Raw genomic sequence first — 17,311 nt, forward strand, 5'->3', positions numbered from 1 at the left:
TTCGTGAAATGGAGGACTTTCGGTTAACAGGTCAATATTAATCAAACCTGACCAGGTCAATATCAATCAAACCTGAAATTTTTACAAACAGCATGAAAAAAGAAAGGAAAAAAGAAAGAACAGGCACCGGAATAAAGAAAAAAGAACCGAATGAAAGTCTTTCAGTTCTGTTTTCTTAAAATAAGAGATCCCAGAAAACCTGTTACTGAAAGCAGTGCTATCACCACAAGTACTTTAATAATTCCTCTGCCTGTTATTCTGTCAGCAGCATGTCCTGCTGTTGAGGGGGCTTCCGGTTCCGAACCGCTTTCATTCACAGACATTGCTGAAATCACAGGGAAATCAGCGTTTTGTTTACCCGATAGTTTTCCGAATAACTCTTCCATTACTTCAGCCGAACTCCTGACAGGCGGGATTATAGAGGACTTCAGAGCATTTTCTATAGTTTCATTCTCCCCGGAAGGGGCAGTTATGACGAAATACGAGAATCCTTCAGTTTGAGCTTCGAAATAGCTGTATCTGTCATCTTCCCCCGACTGGCGGATAGAAAGTTCTTCCCATTCTCCACTGCTTAGCCTCCAGAGCCTGACCGAAGCCGGATCTACGTCATTCAAAGTAATCCAGCTCTTTTCAACCCTGAAACCCACAACAGCGTTTTCAATATTTTCAGGATCTGCAGTACCTTTATTTCCTACCCAGATATTCATATTTTCATAGACTTTTCCTGCAGGAAGGTCAGGCACACGTGTGGATTTGTTCTTCAACATCTCAACAATGGTTATGGTCTTTCCTGCGGTACGCCTGGAGTTAAAAGCTACGTGAGTTACACAGGTTGCATTTCTCGGGAAGGCGAATTTCACATATTTACCGCTTGTAATATATTGCTGTGAAAGTTCCTTTATTCTGACATTGCTTGCAGGCTCAGGAGAACCTCCACCTCCGCCTCCGCCACCACTGGAAGATGATTTACCTCCGCTTTTGCCTGAGGAGGTTGACGGGGCTACACTCTTTACGCTGAATGATACTGATTTTTCGTTATTTTCTTCAACTGATTCCGAAACCTGATTCTCCTCATCCACAACTGCTTTTACATCTATATTCCCGGGGGCAGTCGGGATCCAGCTAAATATAATTGAAGTGCTGGAGCCGGCTTCAAGTTCCGGAAGAGAATAAGAGTATGCCTCGTTTCCATTGATGTAGCATTTCACCTCACATGCTTCAGAAGGCCCGGAACCCCGGTTTGCAGATGTAATACTGAAGGTTATGTTATCATTCACATAGGGGTCTGCAGGAGACCATGATATATTTTCTATTACCAGGTCTGAAGGTATAGGCTTTCTGGAGATAGTCCCGCTGATGATCTGTTCGGCATCACCGAGACTCTCATGGTCTGCAGAAGCCCAGAGGATGCAGAGAGTAAGTGGTAATCCTGTAGTATTGACAGGTATCCACTGGTTTGAGAATATTCCGTCACTGGCTGTGATGTCCTCATGTGTCCCGTCATCAAATAACTGAAGTTCGGGATCTCCGTTGCTGAAATTAGCTTTAATAAATTTGAATCCAGAACTCTGAACCGGGCTTCCGGAATTATTCGTGATACGGACAGTTATCAGTTCTGGAGTTCCCTGGCTTGCAGCAAAATTCAGATCCGGGGAGAGTATCTCCATGTGGAGATATTCCGGATTCACTTCTGTATCATTATCAGAGTCATCTGAAGATGAATCATCCTGAGAATCTTCATCACCGCTTTCGGAATAATCTATTTCCTGAATATAAGAATTAGAATCGGAAGAGAAGGCAATCTTCTGACCGTTCGGGTTCCATGAAAAATCATGAATGCCCTCAAAGCCTTCTGTTAGTTCCTCTTCTTTATCCCCGTTAGAACTCATGATCCAAATGCTGCTATGCCCTGTCCTGTCGGATATGAATATTATTTTACTTCCATCCGGTGAAAAACAGGGAGAGTAATCTTTTGAGTTATCATCAGTGAGCTGTATTTTCTCGCTTCCGTCAGTATTTACGGAGTATATATCAGAGTTCCCATTCTCGTTTGAAGAATAAAGTATTCTCGAGCCGTCAGGAGACCATACTTCTGACTGCCATGACTGGATTTGCTGCCTTATTTCTCCTCTGACAAGGAATACAGGTTCAGAACTCTCCAGGTCAGCCAGATATATCCCGGTTTGCCCATCTTCAGAGTACGCGGCATTGAATGCCATTCCGGACGAATCCGGAGCCCATGCTAAAGCTGAGATTTCAGCAAAACTTGCAACTATCTGTTCATTTGACCCATCAGGGTTTAAAGTTACCAGTCTGTCAAATCCGTTATGATCACTGGAAATGTAAGCAATTCTGGAGCCGTCAGGAGACCAGGCACAGCCGGAGATTCCCGAAAAGTTTCTTCCATAGCTCTTTTTTACCAGTTCAAAATTGTCTGAACCGTCGGAATTCATGATATAGAGATAAAAATCGTCAGCTGCCTCATAGCTGTATAAAATTTTCATGCCGTCAGGTGACCATACATGGTTTCCTTCATCGTAATAAAAGTCAGTTAGCCGGATTTCTAATGAATCATTAAGGTCAATTTTGTAAATATCCAGTCCGTAATCAGTATCGTCCTGTATTACGGGATTGTTACGGATGAAAAGAATTTCGCCTCCGTTCGGAGACCAGACAGGAATTGATGCGTTCTCTGCCAGTCCAATAAGTCCAGTCCCGTCATCCGGTCCGGAAGATACCGGATAAGGAGACACAAATAACAGGGAAAGCACCATAAAAGAACTTAATAGTTTTAGAAATATTCTCATAACCTACCCCCGAGAATAAAACTATAGTGAAACAACTATGGTGAATTAAGAAGATTTACTACAGTTATCTGAAATAATGTCTAAGAAAATTATATATCTAACAGAAATATTCTTCCTAATAAATAATATGAAACTAATGTCAGCTAACTGTTAGATTGTGAATAAGTTACTCCAAATTCGAGAATGGTCTTTTTTTAATGTCTCACCTAATTAGGGTATTGAAACCTGTGTTTTAGATTAACAGGTATTAAAAAATCATTTAAAAAGATCTGAAAAATAAAAGTTTAAAAAATAATCTAAAAACAATAATATTTGAACTATAATTTCTTTAAATGAAAAGTCTCAGAATTCTTATTTTGTTAGACCTTAGCTTTCTGTTTATGTTCTTTCTTTTCTGCAGCTTTTCCGGTTTCACAGAAGTAAAGGTTTTGCAGCCTGTATTTTTTGTAAATAGGACATGAAGGGCAGTTGCAGCTTTTTTTCGAAACTGTTTCCTGAGAACATCCCCGTGCACAGAAAAGTAATGGCTCAGGAGGGAAAGGCAGACTCGGGCAGGTTCCACAGTATTCCATACAGATAAGGAGGTTTTCAGGAGTATCATCCACCACCTGTCCTGTTTGTGCCTGCTGGAAATATTCTGGAGTTTCAGTGAAATGAGAAGTCTCCAGAGACCCGGACTTATGGCATTCATCCTTTTTGTCTGCCGTATTTCTGTCTTCTTCCTGAAAACATAATGATTTTCTGGATCTGTTACCCGGGACCATAAGCTCTCCTTTAAAGGAGTTTAAGTATTCTGGTATGCCGATTCTGTTAAAGAGTATAAAAATGTTCAAACAAGATCTGTTCTTTTAAGTTTTGAAATGTTCTTTTAAGTTTTGAAATTTTATGCCATTGTTATGTCGTTATATATGAACACTATATTAATTACAGGGTAAATATTTTGAGTTTAAGATAGGTAATTTATATCTTTATAAAGGTATCAAAGAACTTATATATTATAAAATCGTAAGATTATTGCTTAAAAGATTTACCATGTTTGACGTCATCAATCAGGGGAAATTTTATATCGGGGAAATTCTGAGACTTAAAGTTTTATCAATATCAAGCTGTATTTCTCAGCTAATTATTGTTTAAAAAAGCTATTTAAGTACTGAATGTTGGTGATTGATTGAGAGCCCTTAATGATCCCCGGGCTCTCAACCAGATGAAACCCCCTTTAAAGAATACTCCCCATATTCTTTGCACAATTGTAAGAGAAGGCAATAAAGATTTGCTGTCTAACTGGTGTGATTGATTGAGAGCTCTTTATCCCCTGAGCCCTCAATCAGATGAAACCCCTTGATGAATATTTCCCCAAATATTCCCTTTACAAACATGTCTAATTAGCTTCTCTTACAATTACAATTCTTCTAATGCTGAAATTCTATATATAATATATTCCGTTAAATATTCAATGTTTTATTAATTTTGTTTTCTCATCGATATTTGGTTATGGCATTATTTTATAACAACTTGAAAATTATAGTCAATCTCCAAATTCAAGGAATCTTCACGTTTTTTAATTCGCTTGAAAATTTCAAGCTAATTACAATATGGCACAATCGGGGCTGAACTGAATTCTAAACCGTACACCATTCGAAGCTTAAGCTATTACATATTCTGGAAAAGAGCTGGGGAATTAAACGGAGCATAAAAGTACCTGAGGAACAAAATATTCGCAAAAAATAACATTCCGGGAACAAAGATATATAAAATATGAAATTTTCTGGAATTGTTCCTAAATTTAAAAAAAGATATCGACCCGAAGGCCGATGATATTTAATCAGTTGCTGTTTTTTATCTATTCTTCATCATTTCTACAGCCATTTCTCTGAGCTTGTATTTCTGGATCTTTCCGCTTGCTGTCAGAGGGTACTCATCCACAATGAAGATGTGTTTGGGAACCTTATACCGGGCGATTTTGCTTATCGCATAGTCTCTTATATCGGCTTCAGTAAGGTCTTCATCTTTCTCAAGTATAACAAAGGCTCCAACGATTTCTCCATATTTTTTGTCGGGTATGCCGACGACCTGAGCATCTTTGACTCCAGGCATGGCATGCAGGAACTCCTCGATTTCCCTGGGATATATGTTTTCTCCTCCCCGGATGATCATGTCCTTTATTCTGCCTGTTATCCTGTAGTAGCCGTTTTCGTCACAGGTTCCAAGGTCTCCGCTATGCAGCCAGCCTTCTTCGTCAATCACATTTTTCGTTTCTTCCGGCATTTTGTAGTAGCCTTTCATAATATTGTACCCACGGCAGCAAATCTCCCCTACAGTATCCGGAGGTACTGGTTTATTGGTAGCAGGGTCAACCACTCTGACTTCTACACCCGGGAAGCATTTACCCACGGTTTCTACCCTGAGTTCCACAGGGTCGTCCACAGTGGTCTGGGTCATGCCAGGAGAGGCTTCCGTAAGCCCGTAAACGCTTGTGATCTGGTGGCAGTGCATATCTTTTACTACTTTTTTCATGGCTTCCACAGGGCAGGTAGAACCGGCCATGATACCTGTCCTCAGAGAAGAGAGGTCGAACATATCAAACATTGGGTGGGTGTACTCTGCAATGAACATTGTAGGCACGCCGTAGAGGGCAGTACACTTCTCTTTCTGGACCGCAGCAAGTACAAGGAGAGGGTCAAAAACCTCAAGCATGACAAGGGTTCCTCTGTGGGTCAGGATAGCCATAACCCCGAGCACTATCCCGAAGCAGTGGAAAAGGGGCACGGGCAGACAGAGGCGGTCTTCATGGGTAAATTTCTGGCGGTCACCTATGGACAGCCCGTTATTCAGGATGTTTTTGCTGGTCAGCATAACCCCCTTGGGAAAACCGGTAGTTCCTGAGGTGTACTGCATATTGACCACATCGTCCCCGCTTACACCTTCCATGATCTCTTTAAGCTCATCATCCGGGTAATGGCTGCCAAGGAGTATCAGCTCGGCGGTGTTATACATTCCCCTGTGCTTTTCCTGTCCTACATAGATTATGCTTTTAAGATGGGGGAATTTCTTGCTTTTCAGGCGTCCCCTTTCCGAGCTTTTCAGCTCCGGGACGAGCCCATTGATAATTTCAAGATAATCAACCTCCCTGAAACTGTCTATAAGAGCCAGAGCCTTCATATCCGATTGTTTAAGCACATACTCAACTTCATGGCTCCTGTAAGCAGTGTTTACGGTGACCAGCACTGCCCCTATTTTAGCTGTGGCAAACATAAATGTAAGCCAGTCAGGGACATTTTTTGCCCAGATCCCTACGTGGTCTCCTTTCTTTATTCCGATTGCAAGAAGACCTTTTGCAAGGTTGTTAACTCTCTCGTTGAACTGACCGTAAGTGAAGCGCAGGTTCCGGTCAGGATAAATGATAAACTCATGGTTAGGGTCTACAGCTATCTGTTTTTCAAAATACTTTCCCAGGGAATCTTCTATAAGATCCATAATTTCAGCCTCTCCTTCTGGACTATACTTTCAGACACCTCCGGGCCATGTCCGGATTTTTAACGTCCATTCCGGTCAAAGGTTTCTGAAATACGTTTATATTGAGCAGGGAGAATCCGTACCAGTTTCCGCGTCAGATGAGGAGGAGTCCATTGAAGGAAACATATGTGCTTTCAAAATTTCGCGGATTGATTCCGGAAGCGGGATTGATTTCTGGAGTTTGAAGTCATAGTAAACCAGTACCGCCTGACCTCTTACCTTGAGTTCCCCTTCCTGCCATGCCTCGTGACCGACAGTAAAGGAACTGTTCCCGATTTTTGTAATGTAAGTCCTGATTTCAACATCGGATCTGAAATACATCTGGCTCAGAAAATCAAACTCAATTCTGACAAGTATCAGATGCCACACATCAGGGCTGAGGTCAAGGTCCGGGGAGAAAAGCCTGAAAATTGGGTTTCTTCCTATTTCGAACCAGACCGGAAGGACTGTGTTATTTACGTGCCCGAGACCGTCAATATCTCCAAAGCGCGGACTTACGTTTATACTGAACATTTTGGATTCCCTAGCTCTTAATGTCTTTACTTGATTATCCAGTTTTTAATCTAAATTTGCTTTTCCAGTCATCAATTAAGTCATAGCCTGTTCTCTCACAACTCTAAATGTCAGAGAGGAGCATAGACTACAGCCATTATGCGGGCATCCTCTTTTCCTGCTGCGTGAACATCGTGCGGGACAATGGAATCGTAATAAATGCTGTCCCCTTCACTCAGCCTGTGAACGTCTTTCCCGTAAAAAATTTCAATTTCCCCGGAAAGTACATAGATGAACTCCTCTCCTTCATGAGATGAGAGCGTATGGCTTTCTTCAGGGGAAGGGTGGATATCAATAATGAAAGGCTCCATATGACGGTCTGCTTTATCCGAAGCAAGGGAGTAAAACTCAAGGGCGCTTTTCTTTGGCCTCTCAGTCTTTCCGGAAAAACGGACCACGTTTTCAGATAGCCCTGACCTCACCAGTACAGGTCCGCTCTGGGGCATGTCGTCCAGAAAAGTGCCGAGGCGGACGCCTAAAGCCCTGGCAATCTTTAAAAGAGGGGTCAAAGACGGAACAAGGGCTCCGTTTTCTAGCTGCTGGATTAACTCAGAGCTGCTCTGACTGGCTTCAGCCAGTTCTTCAACAGTCATATCCCGGGCTTCTCTAAGCTGGCGTATCTTACTGCCGACACGGTTCTCTTCTGACATAATTTTCTACCTCAACATTTTTCTCTTGGGGGACCTGGCAGAAAAATGTAAACCAGAGTCCCTGTAAACAGCCTGTAAAGCTTATCTCTTTTGCACAGACCTATTATAAAAAATATACGTTCAGGCTCACTTTTCCGGGTAATAATCCGAAGATTATTGTAAACTCAAAATTAAAAAATATTTAAAAGATATCGGTAAAAAGAAAAAATCATCAGACTATAATTTTCGATAAATCTGCCCCCTAATCTTAAAATTAGCCCTGAACTTTAATAATAATTTCTTTTTCGAGACGGGAAAATACAAAAAGGAAAGAGAAAAACAAAAGAGGATCTGGTCAGAAAAAGGAAAAGAAAACCTGTAAAGTGAAAATAGCTAGATTTCAGGATCAATCAAACTCGAAATTGCACCTTATTCCTTCCGGGTCAAAACACAGGTTGCAGGATACGCATCTTGCCTTTTCAGCCTCTCCAGATTTAAGTTTTAAAATAAGATCCGGTTCGCTGATGAATGCCCTGCTCATAGATATAAGGTCTGAAAATCCATTCTTAAGAAGCTCCTCCATCACGGAAAGAGACCTGATCCCTCCAACGAGGATAACAGGAATACTCACTGCGCTCTTTATATTTTTTGAATATTCTTTAAAGTAAGCCTCTTTAGAAGGGGAATTGATCGCAGTCTTTATAGTCACCCCGCCTGCTTCGCTTATCCCACCACTTACCTCGATTGCACATACGCCTGCCTTTTCCAGAAGTTTTGCAGTTTCCATAGCCTGAGATATGGTAAGCCCAAGTTCTGCTTTTGCCGTTCCGGGCTGGAAACCGTCTGTTGCATTCATTTTGACAAAGATGGGAAAGTTGCTGCATGTCTCCTCTTTTATGCGCCTGACAATCTCTGTTACTATTCTTGCCCGGTTTTCTACGGACCCTCCCCACCTGTCAGTCCGCCTGTTTGTGTAAGGAGAAATGAAGTTGCTTAACAGGAAGCCATGGGCACAGTGAAGCTGAACCCCGTCAAAGCCTGCCTTTTTTGCCCGCACAGCTGCCTGTGTGAATGCCTCTATTACTATCAGGATTTCTTCTTCTGTCATTTCTTTCGGGACAGTTGCAGAATGCCCGTCTTTGACCGCCGAGGGAGCTATGGGGACAGGATTTTTCTGGGAAACGTCTGCCTGCCTCCCTCCATGCACTATCTGGAGCACTATCCTGCTCCTGTATTTATGTACCCTCTCAGTAATTCTCCTGTAAGGCTCGATGAAACGGTCATCATAAATTCCCTGCTGGTTGGCATCACTCCACCCGCACGGATGGATACAGGAATAGCCGGTTACTATCAACCCGACTTCACTTCTTGCAAGTTCCTCATAGAGATCTCCGAGCCTGGAAGTTGGAGTCCCATCTTTTTCTGCCATAAACTCGTGCGTTGCGGACCTTACAAAGCGGTTTTGAAGTTCCATGTTACAGACTGTGATAGGGTCAAAAATCATGAGAAAAAATAGGCGAGGGAAAGGTAAATAATTATCCCGGATTCCCGGATAGTAAGATGCAATTTCTCTGAACGGCCCGGATTAGCTGCAAAACCTGGCCTTATGCGACTTTTTTTGAAAAAAGAAAAAACAGACCATTAGAAATCAGGTTTCTAATCCGACAGATATGCGTGCGTCAATCTCCTCTTTTGCCTTCTCATTCTGCACTTTTACATAGAAAAGGGTAAGGAAAAGCAGGAAATAAGCTATGAAATTTACAATCAAAGTCAGCTGGAGCGATGTCCCTTCAAGTCCTCCTCCGTTTTCTCCCATACTTCCTCCAAACATGAGGGGATGAGCCGAGCGCCAGAGCCTTATTGAAAAAAAACTCAGGGGCACGGAAAGGAAAGCTAAAATCCCGAAGACTGCTGAAAGCCTTGCTCTTTTTTCAGGCTCTTCAAGGGCTTTTCTTAGCATGTTATAGGCAAGGTAAACAAGAAAAAGGACAAGAGATGTGGTCAGTCTGACATCCCAGATCCAGTACCAGCCCCAGGCGTCTTTTGCCCATATAGACCCGGTGACCAGCACAAGGAAAGAAAACAGAACTCCCACCTCTGCAGCCGAGCGGGCATAAATATCCCATTTAAAAGATCTTTTCATCAGGTAGAAAATACTTGCAACAAATACGGCTCCAAAAGCCAGATAGGCAATGACTGCTACTGGCATGTGGAAGAAAAAGATCCTGAAGCTGCCGCTCAGAACCTCCCCGGATTCGTCCCTGATAGGGGGCAGGTAAAAAAAGAGCATGTACATCGAAAGAAGCATTATGCAGGCAGTTGCACCTGCCAGCACTCCGGTTTTTCTGGAATTTAAGGCCATTTTGTTCACATTTATTAAATTAAATACTGATGAAGTTAATTCTGAGCACAGTTCATCAACGGACGCAAAGAAAGCATCTGTATCTATAGCAAATGGAGAATATACCGGTTTACTGCACTATTATTGATTTTATATTGCTTCTGTTATTGATTCTATGTTGTTTCTGTTATTGATTCTATGTTGTTTCTGTTATTGATTCTATGTTGTTTCTGTTATTGATTCTATGTTGTTTCTGTTATTGATTCTATGTTGTTTCTGTTATTGATTCTATGTTGTTTCTGTTATTGATTCTATGTTGTTTCTGTTATTGATTCATATTGATTCTGTTGTTGATTCGGTTTTACTCATTGTCTTGAATTATCTTCTATTTTCTTTTTTCCTCTCAGTCTTCTATTTACTTTTTTTTCTCTCAGTTTTTTATTTCCTTTTTTCTCTTAGTCTTCTATTTTTCCTCTTTTTCCTGTTGAAATATCTCAGTCAGAAATCACATATTCAAAGACCAGGTTCGAAACTGCAAAGAATACCAGGTCGTAAACAGCAAGTAATCTTATTTCTGGAATTAAATTTTCAATGCCGTTTCCGGCAAGAACTCCGGCGGTTGCCTCCACAGCAGGGATGATAACTGGCAGGATTAAAGGCAGGAGAAGGACAGGCAGGAGAAGTTCTCTGGTGCGGGTTCCCAGGGTAAGGGCAGAGAGCAGAGTTCCGACAGCAATAAACCCTGAAGTCCCGAGAAAAAGAATAATCAGGAGAAGTAATGTGGTCTGACTATCCAGGCTGTAATTGAAGAGTATGATAAAGAAAGGAAGGGTCACCGCTTCCATGATAAACACTATCACAAGGCTGGAGAGGATTTTTCCTGTATAGATCGCACTTCTGTCAGTGGGGCAGAGCATAAGGGCTTCAAGGCAGCCGTTTTCTGTTTCCATGGCAAAGGTTCTTGAAAGTCCGAGCATTCCCGCAAAGGTGAAAGCGATCCAGAGGACTCCTGGAGCCAGTTTCTCTACTTTCTCACCGTCTCCCAGAAAATCTCCAAAAGAGATGCTGAAGACCACAAGCACAAGAAGAGAAAAAATAAACATTGAGTTAAGCATCTGTTTTGTCCGAAACTCGGCTTTAAGATCTTTTGCAGCGATATAAAAGCTCCGGATCATTTTTATCTCCTTTTTTCACTTCTTCTGTCCTTTTTCCACTTCTTTTATTCACTTCTTCTATTTTCATTCATCCCTTTTTTAGCATCTTCCTGCTTCAGGTCAGCATGGAGCTGCATTTTTCTTTGAAGTCTTCATACCTTGAGAAGTCTTTTTTAATCCCGTCGTACACAAATTTTCCTTTGTTCAGGATAAGGAGTCTGCTGGAGAGTGCAAACCCTCTTTCAAGGTCGTGAGAAACCATTAATTTTGTACTTTTCTGGAACTCCAGGCTTTTAATAAGATTTTCGAAAACTAGAGAAGCTCCCGGGTCCAGGCCGGTATAGGGTTCGTCCAGAAGGAGGATTGAAGGCCTGTGAAGCAGAGCCCTTGCAATTGAAAGCCTCTGTTTCATTCCTCTTGAAAAAGTACTGACCCGTTCGTCTTTTTTTGCCACAAGCCCTGTATCTTCCAGGAGGCTTGATATCCTCTCTTCGAGTTCCTGGGCTTTGATTCCATACATCTGGCCAAAAAAACGCAGGTTTTCTTTTGCGCTTAATTCTCCATAAAGGTAAGATTCGTGAGAAAGCAGACCTATTTCTCTGCGGGCTTTTTCAGGCTCTTCTACTACATTAAAACCTGAAACGAAAACAGAACCTTCGGTAGGTGTTATCAGGGTTGAAATCAGCTTTAAAAGGGTAGTTTTCCCAGCCCCGTTAGGGCCGAAAATAACCGCAAATTCACCTTTTTCGAGGTCGAGGTCAAGGGATTTCAGGACAGGATTTTTCCCGAAAACCTTTGATAGCTTCCTTATCGAAACTGCGTTTTCCACCTGAATTACTTTAAAGATCCCTCTAAATTAATCTTTTTGTGTAGCCTGTGTTACTTTGTGTAGTCTGTGTTACGTTTTCATGCATCTCTTCTGGACTGGCTTTTCACCAGGTTATGGTTATGTAAAGCTCTTATCCAGCTTTTTTCGTCCCTGTAACCTGTTTTCAGAATTATTTTTTAAAGCTCCTGAATATATTCTGTAAAAATCCTTTTTTTTCAAAATACTGCTGGTGATAGTCTTCTGCCATATAAAATTCGGAAACCGGCACTATCTCGGTTATTACTGGATTTTTGAAAGCCCCTGACTTTTCCAGTTCTTCTTTTGAAGCAAGGGCAGCAGCCTTTTGCTCGTCGCTGTGGTAAAAGATCACGGAACGGTACTGTTTTCCTACATCAGGTCCCTGCCTGTCTTTTGTCGTCGGGTCATGGATCTTCCAGAAAACGTCCAGAAGGGTCTTATATGAGACTATTTCAGGATCGAAAATAACCCTTACGGCTTCTGCATGTCCGGTATTAAGGGTACAGACCTGCTCATAGGTAGGTCTTTTAAAATGCCCTCCGCTATAGCCAACTGCAGTTGCAACCACACCTTTAATCTGCCGGAATGCCTCTTCAATTCCCCAGAAGCAGCCTGCTGCAAAGGTCGCTTTTTCCAAACCTTCTCTAGGATTTTCAAATATCTCAGTATCCTCTTCAGATGTTGCGTTTCTCTGTTCGGCGTCTGTCTTTTCTTCCACCGTCTTCCCCCCCTTGAAGCTTCAATAAAATCAGATATGTTAAAGGACAATTATATTTCAGGTATATCATGTGATCAAAACATTGAGTATAATCTTTTGATCAGGATATACCGCCAATAATATAGTTTATAATCTATTTTACTTGAAAATCGACTTTTTCTCTGATCAGGTCTTTCCGTATTTTCCCATCAGTTCCCCTTCGGCAATAATATGCCCTATCATCTCGCTTTCAAGTTCTTTTCTTCCGGACCCTGCTTTTAGCTCAAGCTTCCTGTCCAGAGCATAAACTTTGAAAAAGTATCTGTGAGTGCCTGATGAAGGGCAGGGGCCGCCGTAACCAATCTTTCTGAAGTTATTCATCCCTTCAATCCCAGGGATGCTGTCCTCTTCTATTTTCGCCACCGGTTCAATATTCCAGACGATCCAGTGAGTAAATGGATTCATGGGGGAATCAGGATCGTCCATGATCAGTACCAGACTTTCAGTTTCCTCGGGAATATCTGCAAATTCCAGAGGCGGATTTATGTTTTCCCCATTGCATGTATATTTCCTGGGGATAGTACTGTTTGATTCAAACACGCTGCTAAAAACCTTTATTACCTGGATGTCCACACTCTCATCCCCTTTGCCGGCATCGGAAGACTCATTATTTACAGGCTGTTCTACATGCTGTTTGTTAATACACCCCGGAACCAGGATCACTCCTGCAAACAGGCATATTAAAACAACTGCTCCGGCTTTTCTGTTCATGTACAGCACCAGTCCCTGCGCTCAGAGAAAATTGCCTGACATTATAATATTAAGGCTGAAGAGATATAACTTTAAGGATTTTATCCTATGCCCAGCTTGAAATTGAAATAAAAGTCCAGAGCCCGGACTATTTTTATATTGACCTTAACTCTGGTGTTTCGAAAAGTGATTTAGCCTGATTAACCGGATTTATTTTCTGTCTCTCTGAAGTTTAAACCATTTCCAGAATTCTCAGTTAAATCATTCTACGGAATTCTCAGGCTCCAGCTACCCTGAACACCTCCGGTAACCTAAAAGGTTTTAAAAATAAAATGTGGTTCAGGATCAGTTTTTAAGCCTTTTCATGTAAAGCCTGTTCCTGCCGGCGGGATAAATCAGTCCTCGACGTCAAGAGCCTGGATAATATCGTTGACAGTTGCCTCTCCTCTGCCCACACGCTGTACAAGCGGATAAATAAACGAACAATCATCTATTGCCGCCCATCGAGCTTCTCCTACACGCCTTACAACTTCGTCCATAACTTTGCCGCAGTCGTTGCAGTATTTAGTATCGCTTTCTCTTCCACATGCTTCACATTTCATAGAATCACCCCTATTATCTATGGTATCGTCGAAAATAAATAAATTATGGTGATATATCAGCATATTTGAATGGCATTGAATATTCAGATTATCTTTCGGACTCCCAAGGCAATCAGACCCTGCAATGAAAGATGGATCAGGCAAGACTGGCGATAATTTTATTTATCTCTTCAATTCCCAAGCCCTTTACCGTGATTTCTTCCCTGTTTTTCACTCCCAGCCCCAGTTCTACAGCCCTTTTTATCTGGGGCTGAGCCCAGACTGAATTTCTCTGGATTTTCGGAACCGTGCCCAGTGTTTTAAGGAGGGCAAGCCCTGTAACATCATTTGCAATCACATCCGGGCTTGCAAGGACAATCCCCGGTTCCCGCAAAGTACCTGTATTCGGACCTTCGGTCACAAAGCACTTTGTAGCATCCGATATATAGAAATCAGGCTTATAAACAAGGTTGGACTCGGCAATCATATTTCCGAAAAGCATATCCATACCCTGCCCGTGAGGGAGTTGCCTCCTGTCTCTGTCTGCGGTTATGCTTATCTGGGATTTGAGTCCCATTGTAAATATAGCAGTCCAGTGGGTCTTGATTACCGGAAGAGCGATTGTGTAATCCACAGATCCCAGAAATTCAGGCACATCAAATCCAAAAGGCCAGGAATAAGCCTTCTCTGGCTCGACATGTTCACGTTTCAGGTGGTCGAATGTCAGGATCTCATCAACCCCTTCCCCCTCTGCTACCTGCCATAACCCCAGTTTTTTAAGCACTTTTTCAGTATCCAGGGTCGTCATCGACTTCTCAGCCACAATTATTTTTCCCGGATTGTATCTTTTTACCTCCCTTATCGCGCCCCTCAAAACCTCAGGACTTGTCGATCCAGGAGCAGGATCCGCAGTATTTGCATTGGGTCGGATCAATACTGTATCCCCTTCTTTGATTCCAAGTCCTCCTGCAAGCTCCACTGCTGTCCTTACTGACTTCAGGACATCCTTGTCTCTCGAAAGCCCAATTGTTACCATATCGAATTCCTATAAAGTAATTGTAACCCGAGGTATAAAAACATCGTATAATTTCTATAGCCGCTTTGAAGTCCGATTAAAAATAATCTGCCAGTGACACCGGTTTGAGTAATCTCATTTTATAAAAAACACTAAATAATTAATAATTTGTTCTTCCAGAAATTACTTTTTAATCCACGGTTAAAATAAGTGCTTTCAAGCTATTTGAAAAACGGTAAAAAAGTTGTAAGCCCAAGAGAAAATATAATTTAGCCTCTTGACTGCAGCCTGTTGAGAATTTGTTTAACCAACACTCGAATCAGTTCACCTGAGCTAGATATTCGCTTTATGCTTATAAGGTGGTCCTTTCGACTGAAGCTCGTTTCGAAAACCAGAAGTTAGACCTCTTGAGCGAAGCGAAAAGGACAGCGTACTGCAGAGCCGCAACTCTGCCGAAAAGAACGGCGTACTGTTGCGATTATATTGCAATCCCCGGAAAATCTTCAATTCCGTGCGGTCCCGAATCACAGTCTGGTTTTTACTGGCGTAACTTGCACTCGCACATCTCTATCAGAGCACCTTCTCCTATTCGTGAGCCACGGGCAATGAGCATGTCCCCTGCCTGGACAACGGTGTTGCTTTTGGGGGCATAGACCCAGCGTTCAGCTCTTTTTATCGCCATCACATGCAGTCCCGTTTCGGTTTCCAGTCTCAGTTCAGAGAAGGTTTTGCCTACAATTGGGGAGCATTTTTCGACCTGGAGCCGTGTGATCACCTCTTCCGAGTTGCGGACTGCAAGGGTGATGATCGGGTGGAGCTCTATGTCCCTGAGCACAGTATCTGCTATCCCGTAGGCGGCGTCTGAAATCGCTTCCGAGGCACTGGCAAGGTGCAGTATTCCCCTTAGGATGTTTACATCATCAACATGCTTTGCGGTTTCAAGTACCCAGTGCTGGAGTTCGTACTTCATGGAATCCATTTCTGATTCCAGTGCACTTACTTCGTATGCAATGTCTTCGTTATCAAAAAGGATGGCAGAGTATGCAAGCCCTACAGAAAGTTCAGACATATTTTTCATGTCCACGATTATGTCCACGGCATGCTCGAGGTCTTTTATGACCTTATCGTGCTCGATTTCCCTCGGGATGAACTTTTTTGTAGTTGCCATCTGGAAGAATAGAGGGACACCCTCATCGTGCCCTCTTGCAAATAACACGTCTCCCTGGCGAATCCGGGTCTCAGTATCAGGGTCATAGATCCAGTCTTCACTTCTGCGGATTGCAATTATCCACATCCCGGTCTCTATGTCAAGTTCGAGGTCTCCAAGAGTACGCCCGACCATTACGGATTCTGCAGCAACGGTTGCCCTGACTATGGTTTCTTCTGCCTCTCTGAGGGCTACCTTCAATTCCATGGGAATGCCCATATTCATAAGGACAATTTTGGCAATATCACCTGCAGCATTTGCTATATTCTCGGAGGAAGCGGCTACCTTGAGGACTCCCAGGAGTTCTTCAGCTTCATCTACCCTGCGTGTGCTTAACATTGCAGCCATTTTCATATGATAGTCGAGAGTATCCATTTTATCTTCAAGGTTAAGCACTTCTTCTGCAATATCCTCATCATCATAGACCATTGCGGAGTACGCCAGGTCTACCATGAGTTCGGAAGTATCCTTCATCTCAGTCAAAAGGTCTATCAGATTCCTTGGACTGTATCTGAATTCTTTAGGGAACATGGTCTATGTATCAACTCTACCTTATTGTTGGTATTTATGGGTATATACCTCATAGTAATTATTAATTTTCGAATTATTCCCTGTCGGGAAGCCTGATAATTTGAATAATAATGTGCTCAATAAAAATGGAACTATTAAAGTCATATCTGGTTTATAAAATGTTCAGTAAATGCAGGGCTATGAAGATCCCGATGACACCTACGAGGTCTCCGAGACTTGCTATGAAAGGTATTACAGTATCGTCAGGGTCCATCCCGAAACGGTGGGAAGCAAAGGCAATGGCAACTGTTGCTGAATATACGACGGTGAGTTCTATTACGACTGCTATAAGGCTGATTCCCAGAAGGGTAATGAAAGGCATTCCGAAACCCATAAGCTTGCTTGCAAGGAAAACCAGCATACTGACAAAAATTGAAGAAACGAAACCCACAATCGCAGCTGCAATAACACTGTTGTGCACCACAGGGTTTCTGTAGATCCTGTCTCCAAGCCCCATGTGAAAGGCAGAGGAAAGCCTTGCACCAAGCATGCTTCCGGTGTCCCCACCGATTTTGACCAGAGAAGGGATAAGAATAAGAATAGCAGGCATAGAAAGCAGGCTGTTTTCTCTTGTATTGAGGATCTGCCCTACAATAATGCCCATTACGCATGTTATGGTAAGCACGGGAAGCCCGCGCCGGATGATGC

General features: G+C 42.5%; 15 protein-coding genes. All 15 read right to left on the bottom strand.

The features are described 5' to 3' along the window. Positions 1-161: 161 nt before the first annotated feature. The 15 genes from M886_RS09450 to M886_RS09520 all read right to left on the bottom strand — a co-directional run bounded on the left by M886_RS09450 (position 162) and on the right by M886_RS09520 (position 17,288). Positions 162-2,807 (bottom strand): PGF-pre-PGF domain-containing protein, encoded by a 2,646-nt coding sequence (locus M886_RS09450; RefSeq protein ID WP_048051075.1) that lies wholly within the window; start codon positions 2,805-2,807, stop codon positions 162-164. A 359-nt stretch (positions 2,808-3,166) separates the two neighbouring features. Further along, positions 3,167-3,571: a DUF2769 domain-containing protein gene (locus M886_RS09455; RefSeq protein WP_048046583.1), complete on the bottom strand. Its 405-nt coding sequence runs from the start codon at positions 3,569-3,571 to the stop codon at positions 3,167-3,169. Positions 3,572-4,643: 1,072 nt separating this feature from the next. Then, a complete protein-coding gene (locus M886_RS09460; protein ID WP_048046582.1) occupies positions 4,644-6,281 on the bottom strand; it encodes an AMP-binding protein in 1,638 nt (545 codons plus the stop codon). 96 nt (positions 6,282-6,377) lie between these two features. After that, positions 6,378-6,833 carry an acyl-CoA thioesterase gene (locus M886_RS09465; RefSeq protein WP_011034317.1) on the bottom strand — a complete coding sequence of 152 codons (456 nt, stop codon included), beginning with the start codon at positions 6,831-6,833 and terminating at the stop codon, positions 6,378-6,380. A 110-nt stretch (positions 6,834-6,943) separates the two neighbouring features. Then, entirely contained in the window at positions 6,944-7,522 is a 579-nt protein-coding gene (locus M886_RS09470) for a helix-turn-helix domain-containing protein (protein ID WP_011034318.1), read from the bottom strand. Positions 7,523-7,907: 385 nt separating this feature from the next. Then, positions 7,908-9,005: an NADH:flavin oxidoreductase gene (locus M886_RS09475; protein WP_048051076.1), complete on the bottom strand. Its 1,098-nt coding sequence runs from the start codon at positions 9,003-9,005 to the stop codon at positions 7,908-7,910. Between the two features lie 144 nt (positions 9,006-9,149). Continuing rightward, a complete protein-coding gene (locus tag M886_RS09480; protein WP_048051700.1) occupies positions 9,150-9,863 on the bottom strand; it encodes a cytochrome c biogenesis protein in 714 nt (237 codons plus the stop codon). A gap of 473 nt (positions 9,864-10,336) precedes the next feature. Then, positions 10,337-11,017, bottom strand: coding sequence for a heme exporter protein CcmB (locus M886_RS09485; RefSeq protein WP_048051077.1), 681 nt, complete (start codon positions 11,015-11,017; stop codon positions 10,337-10,339). A 94-nt stretch (positions 11,018-11,111) separates the two neighbouring features. Beyond that, the gene (locus M886_RS09490; protein ID WP_048051078.1) at positions 11,112-11,825 is read right to left on the bottom strand and encodes an ABC transporter ATP-binding protein; all 714 of its coding nucleotides are present in this window, start codon (positions 11,823-11,825) and stop codon (positions 11,112-11,114) included. Between the two features lie 169 nt (positions 11,826-11,994). Then, positions 11,995-12,561: a peptide-methionine (S)-S-oxide reductase MsrA gene (gene msrA / locus M886_RS09495; RefSeq protein WP_084685068.1), complete on the bottom strand. Its 567-nt coding sequence runs from the start codon at positions 12,559-12,561 to the stop codon at positions 11,995-11,997. A gap of 165 nt (positions 12,562-12,726) precedes the next feature. Next, complete coding sequence (locus M886_RS09500) at positions 12,727-13,311, bottom strand: YbhB/YbcL family Raf kinase inhibitor-like protein (RefSeq protein ID WP_048051079.1); 585 nt, start codon at positions 13,309-13,311, stop codon at positions 12,727-12,729. Between the two features lie 374 nt (positions 13,312-13,685). Beyond that, entirely contained in the window at positions 13,686-13,892 is a 207-nt protein-coding gene (locus M886_RS09505) for a hypothetical protein (RefSeq protein WP_011034325.1), read from the bottom strand. A 136-nt stretch (positions 13,893-14,028) separates the two neighbouring features. After that, positions 14,029-14,907, bottom strand: coding sequence for a DUF362 domain-containing protein (locus tag M886_RS09510; protein ID WP_011034326.1), 879 nt, complete (start codon positions 14,905-14,907; stop codon positions 14,029-14,031). Positions 14,908-15,424: 517 nt separating this feature from the next. After that, positions 15,425-16,624: a potassium channel family protein gene (locus M886_RS09515; protein ID WP_048051080.1), complete on the bottom strand. Its 1,200-nt coding sequence runs from the start codon at positions 16,622-16,624 to the stop codon at positions 15,425-15,427. 151 nt (positions 16,625-16,775) lie between these two features. Further along, positions 16,776-17,288, bottom strand: a complete 513-nt coding sequence (locus tag M886_RS09520; protein ID WP_048041100.1) for a magnesium transporter — start codon at positions 17,286-17,288, stop codon at positions 16,776-16,778. Between the last annotated feature and the right edge of the window lie 23 nt (positions 17,289-17,311).

It is taken from the genome of Methanosarcina soligelidi, assembly GCF_000744315.1.
Classification (GTDB): Archaea; Halobacteriota; Methanosarcinia; order Methanosarcinales; family Methanosarcinaceae; genus Methanosarcina; species Methanosarcina mazei.

Bases quoted from the DNA above. Each gene is read 5' to 3' on its own strand.
- M886_RS09450 (WP_048051075.1), bottom strand. From the start codon at position 2,807: ATGAGAATATTTCTAAAACTATTAAGTTCTTTTATGGTGCTTTCCCTG.
- M886_RS09480 (WP_048051700.1), bottom strand. From the start codon at position 9,863: ATGGCCTTAAATTCCAGAAAAACCGGAGTGCTGGCAGGTGCAACTGCC.
- M886_RS09510 (WP_011034326.1), bottom strand. From the start codon at position 14,907: ATGGTAACAATTGGGCTTTCGAGAGACAAGGATGTCCTGAAGTCAGTA.
- M886_RS09500 (WP_048051079.1), bottom strand. From the start codon at position 13,311: ATGAACAGAAAAGCCGGAGCAGTTGTTTTAATATGCCTGTTTGCAGGA.
- M886_RS09455 (WP_048046583.1), bottom strand. From the start codon at position 3,571: ATGGTCCCGGGTAACAGATCCAGAAAATCATTATGTTTTCAGGAAGAA.
- M886_RS09475 (WP_048051076.1), bottom strand. From the start codon at position 9,005: ATGATTTTTGACCCTATCACAGTCTGTAACATGGAACTTCAAAACCGC.
- M886_RS09515 (WP_048051080.1), bottom strand. From the start codon at position 16,624: ATGTTCCCTAAAGAATTCAGATACAGTCCAAGGAATCTGATAGACCTT.
- M886_RS09460 (WP_048046582.1), bottom strand. From the start codon at position 6,281: ATGGATCTTATAGAAGATTCCCTGGGAAAGTATTTTGAAAAACAGATA.
- M886_RS09505 (WP_011034325.1), bottom strand. From the start codon at position 13,892: ATGAAATGTGAAGCATGTGGAAGAGAAAGCGATACTAAATACTGCAAC.
- M886_RS09465 (WP_011034317.1), bottom strand. From the start codon at position 6,833: ATGTTCAGTATAAACGTAAGTCCGCGCTTTGGAGATATTGACGGTCTC.
- M886_RS09470 (WP_011034318.1), bottom strand. From the start codon at position 7,522: ATGTCAGAAGAGAACCGTGTCGGCAGTAAGATACGCCAGCTTAGAGAA.
- M886_RS09485 (WP_048051077.1), bottom strand. From the start codon at position 11,017: ATGATCCGGAGCTTTTATATCGCTGCAAAAGATCTTAAAGCCGAGTTT.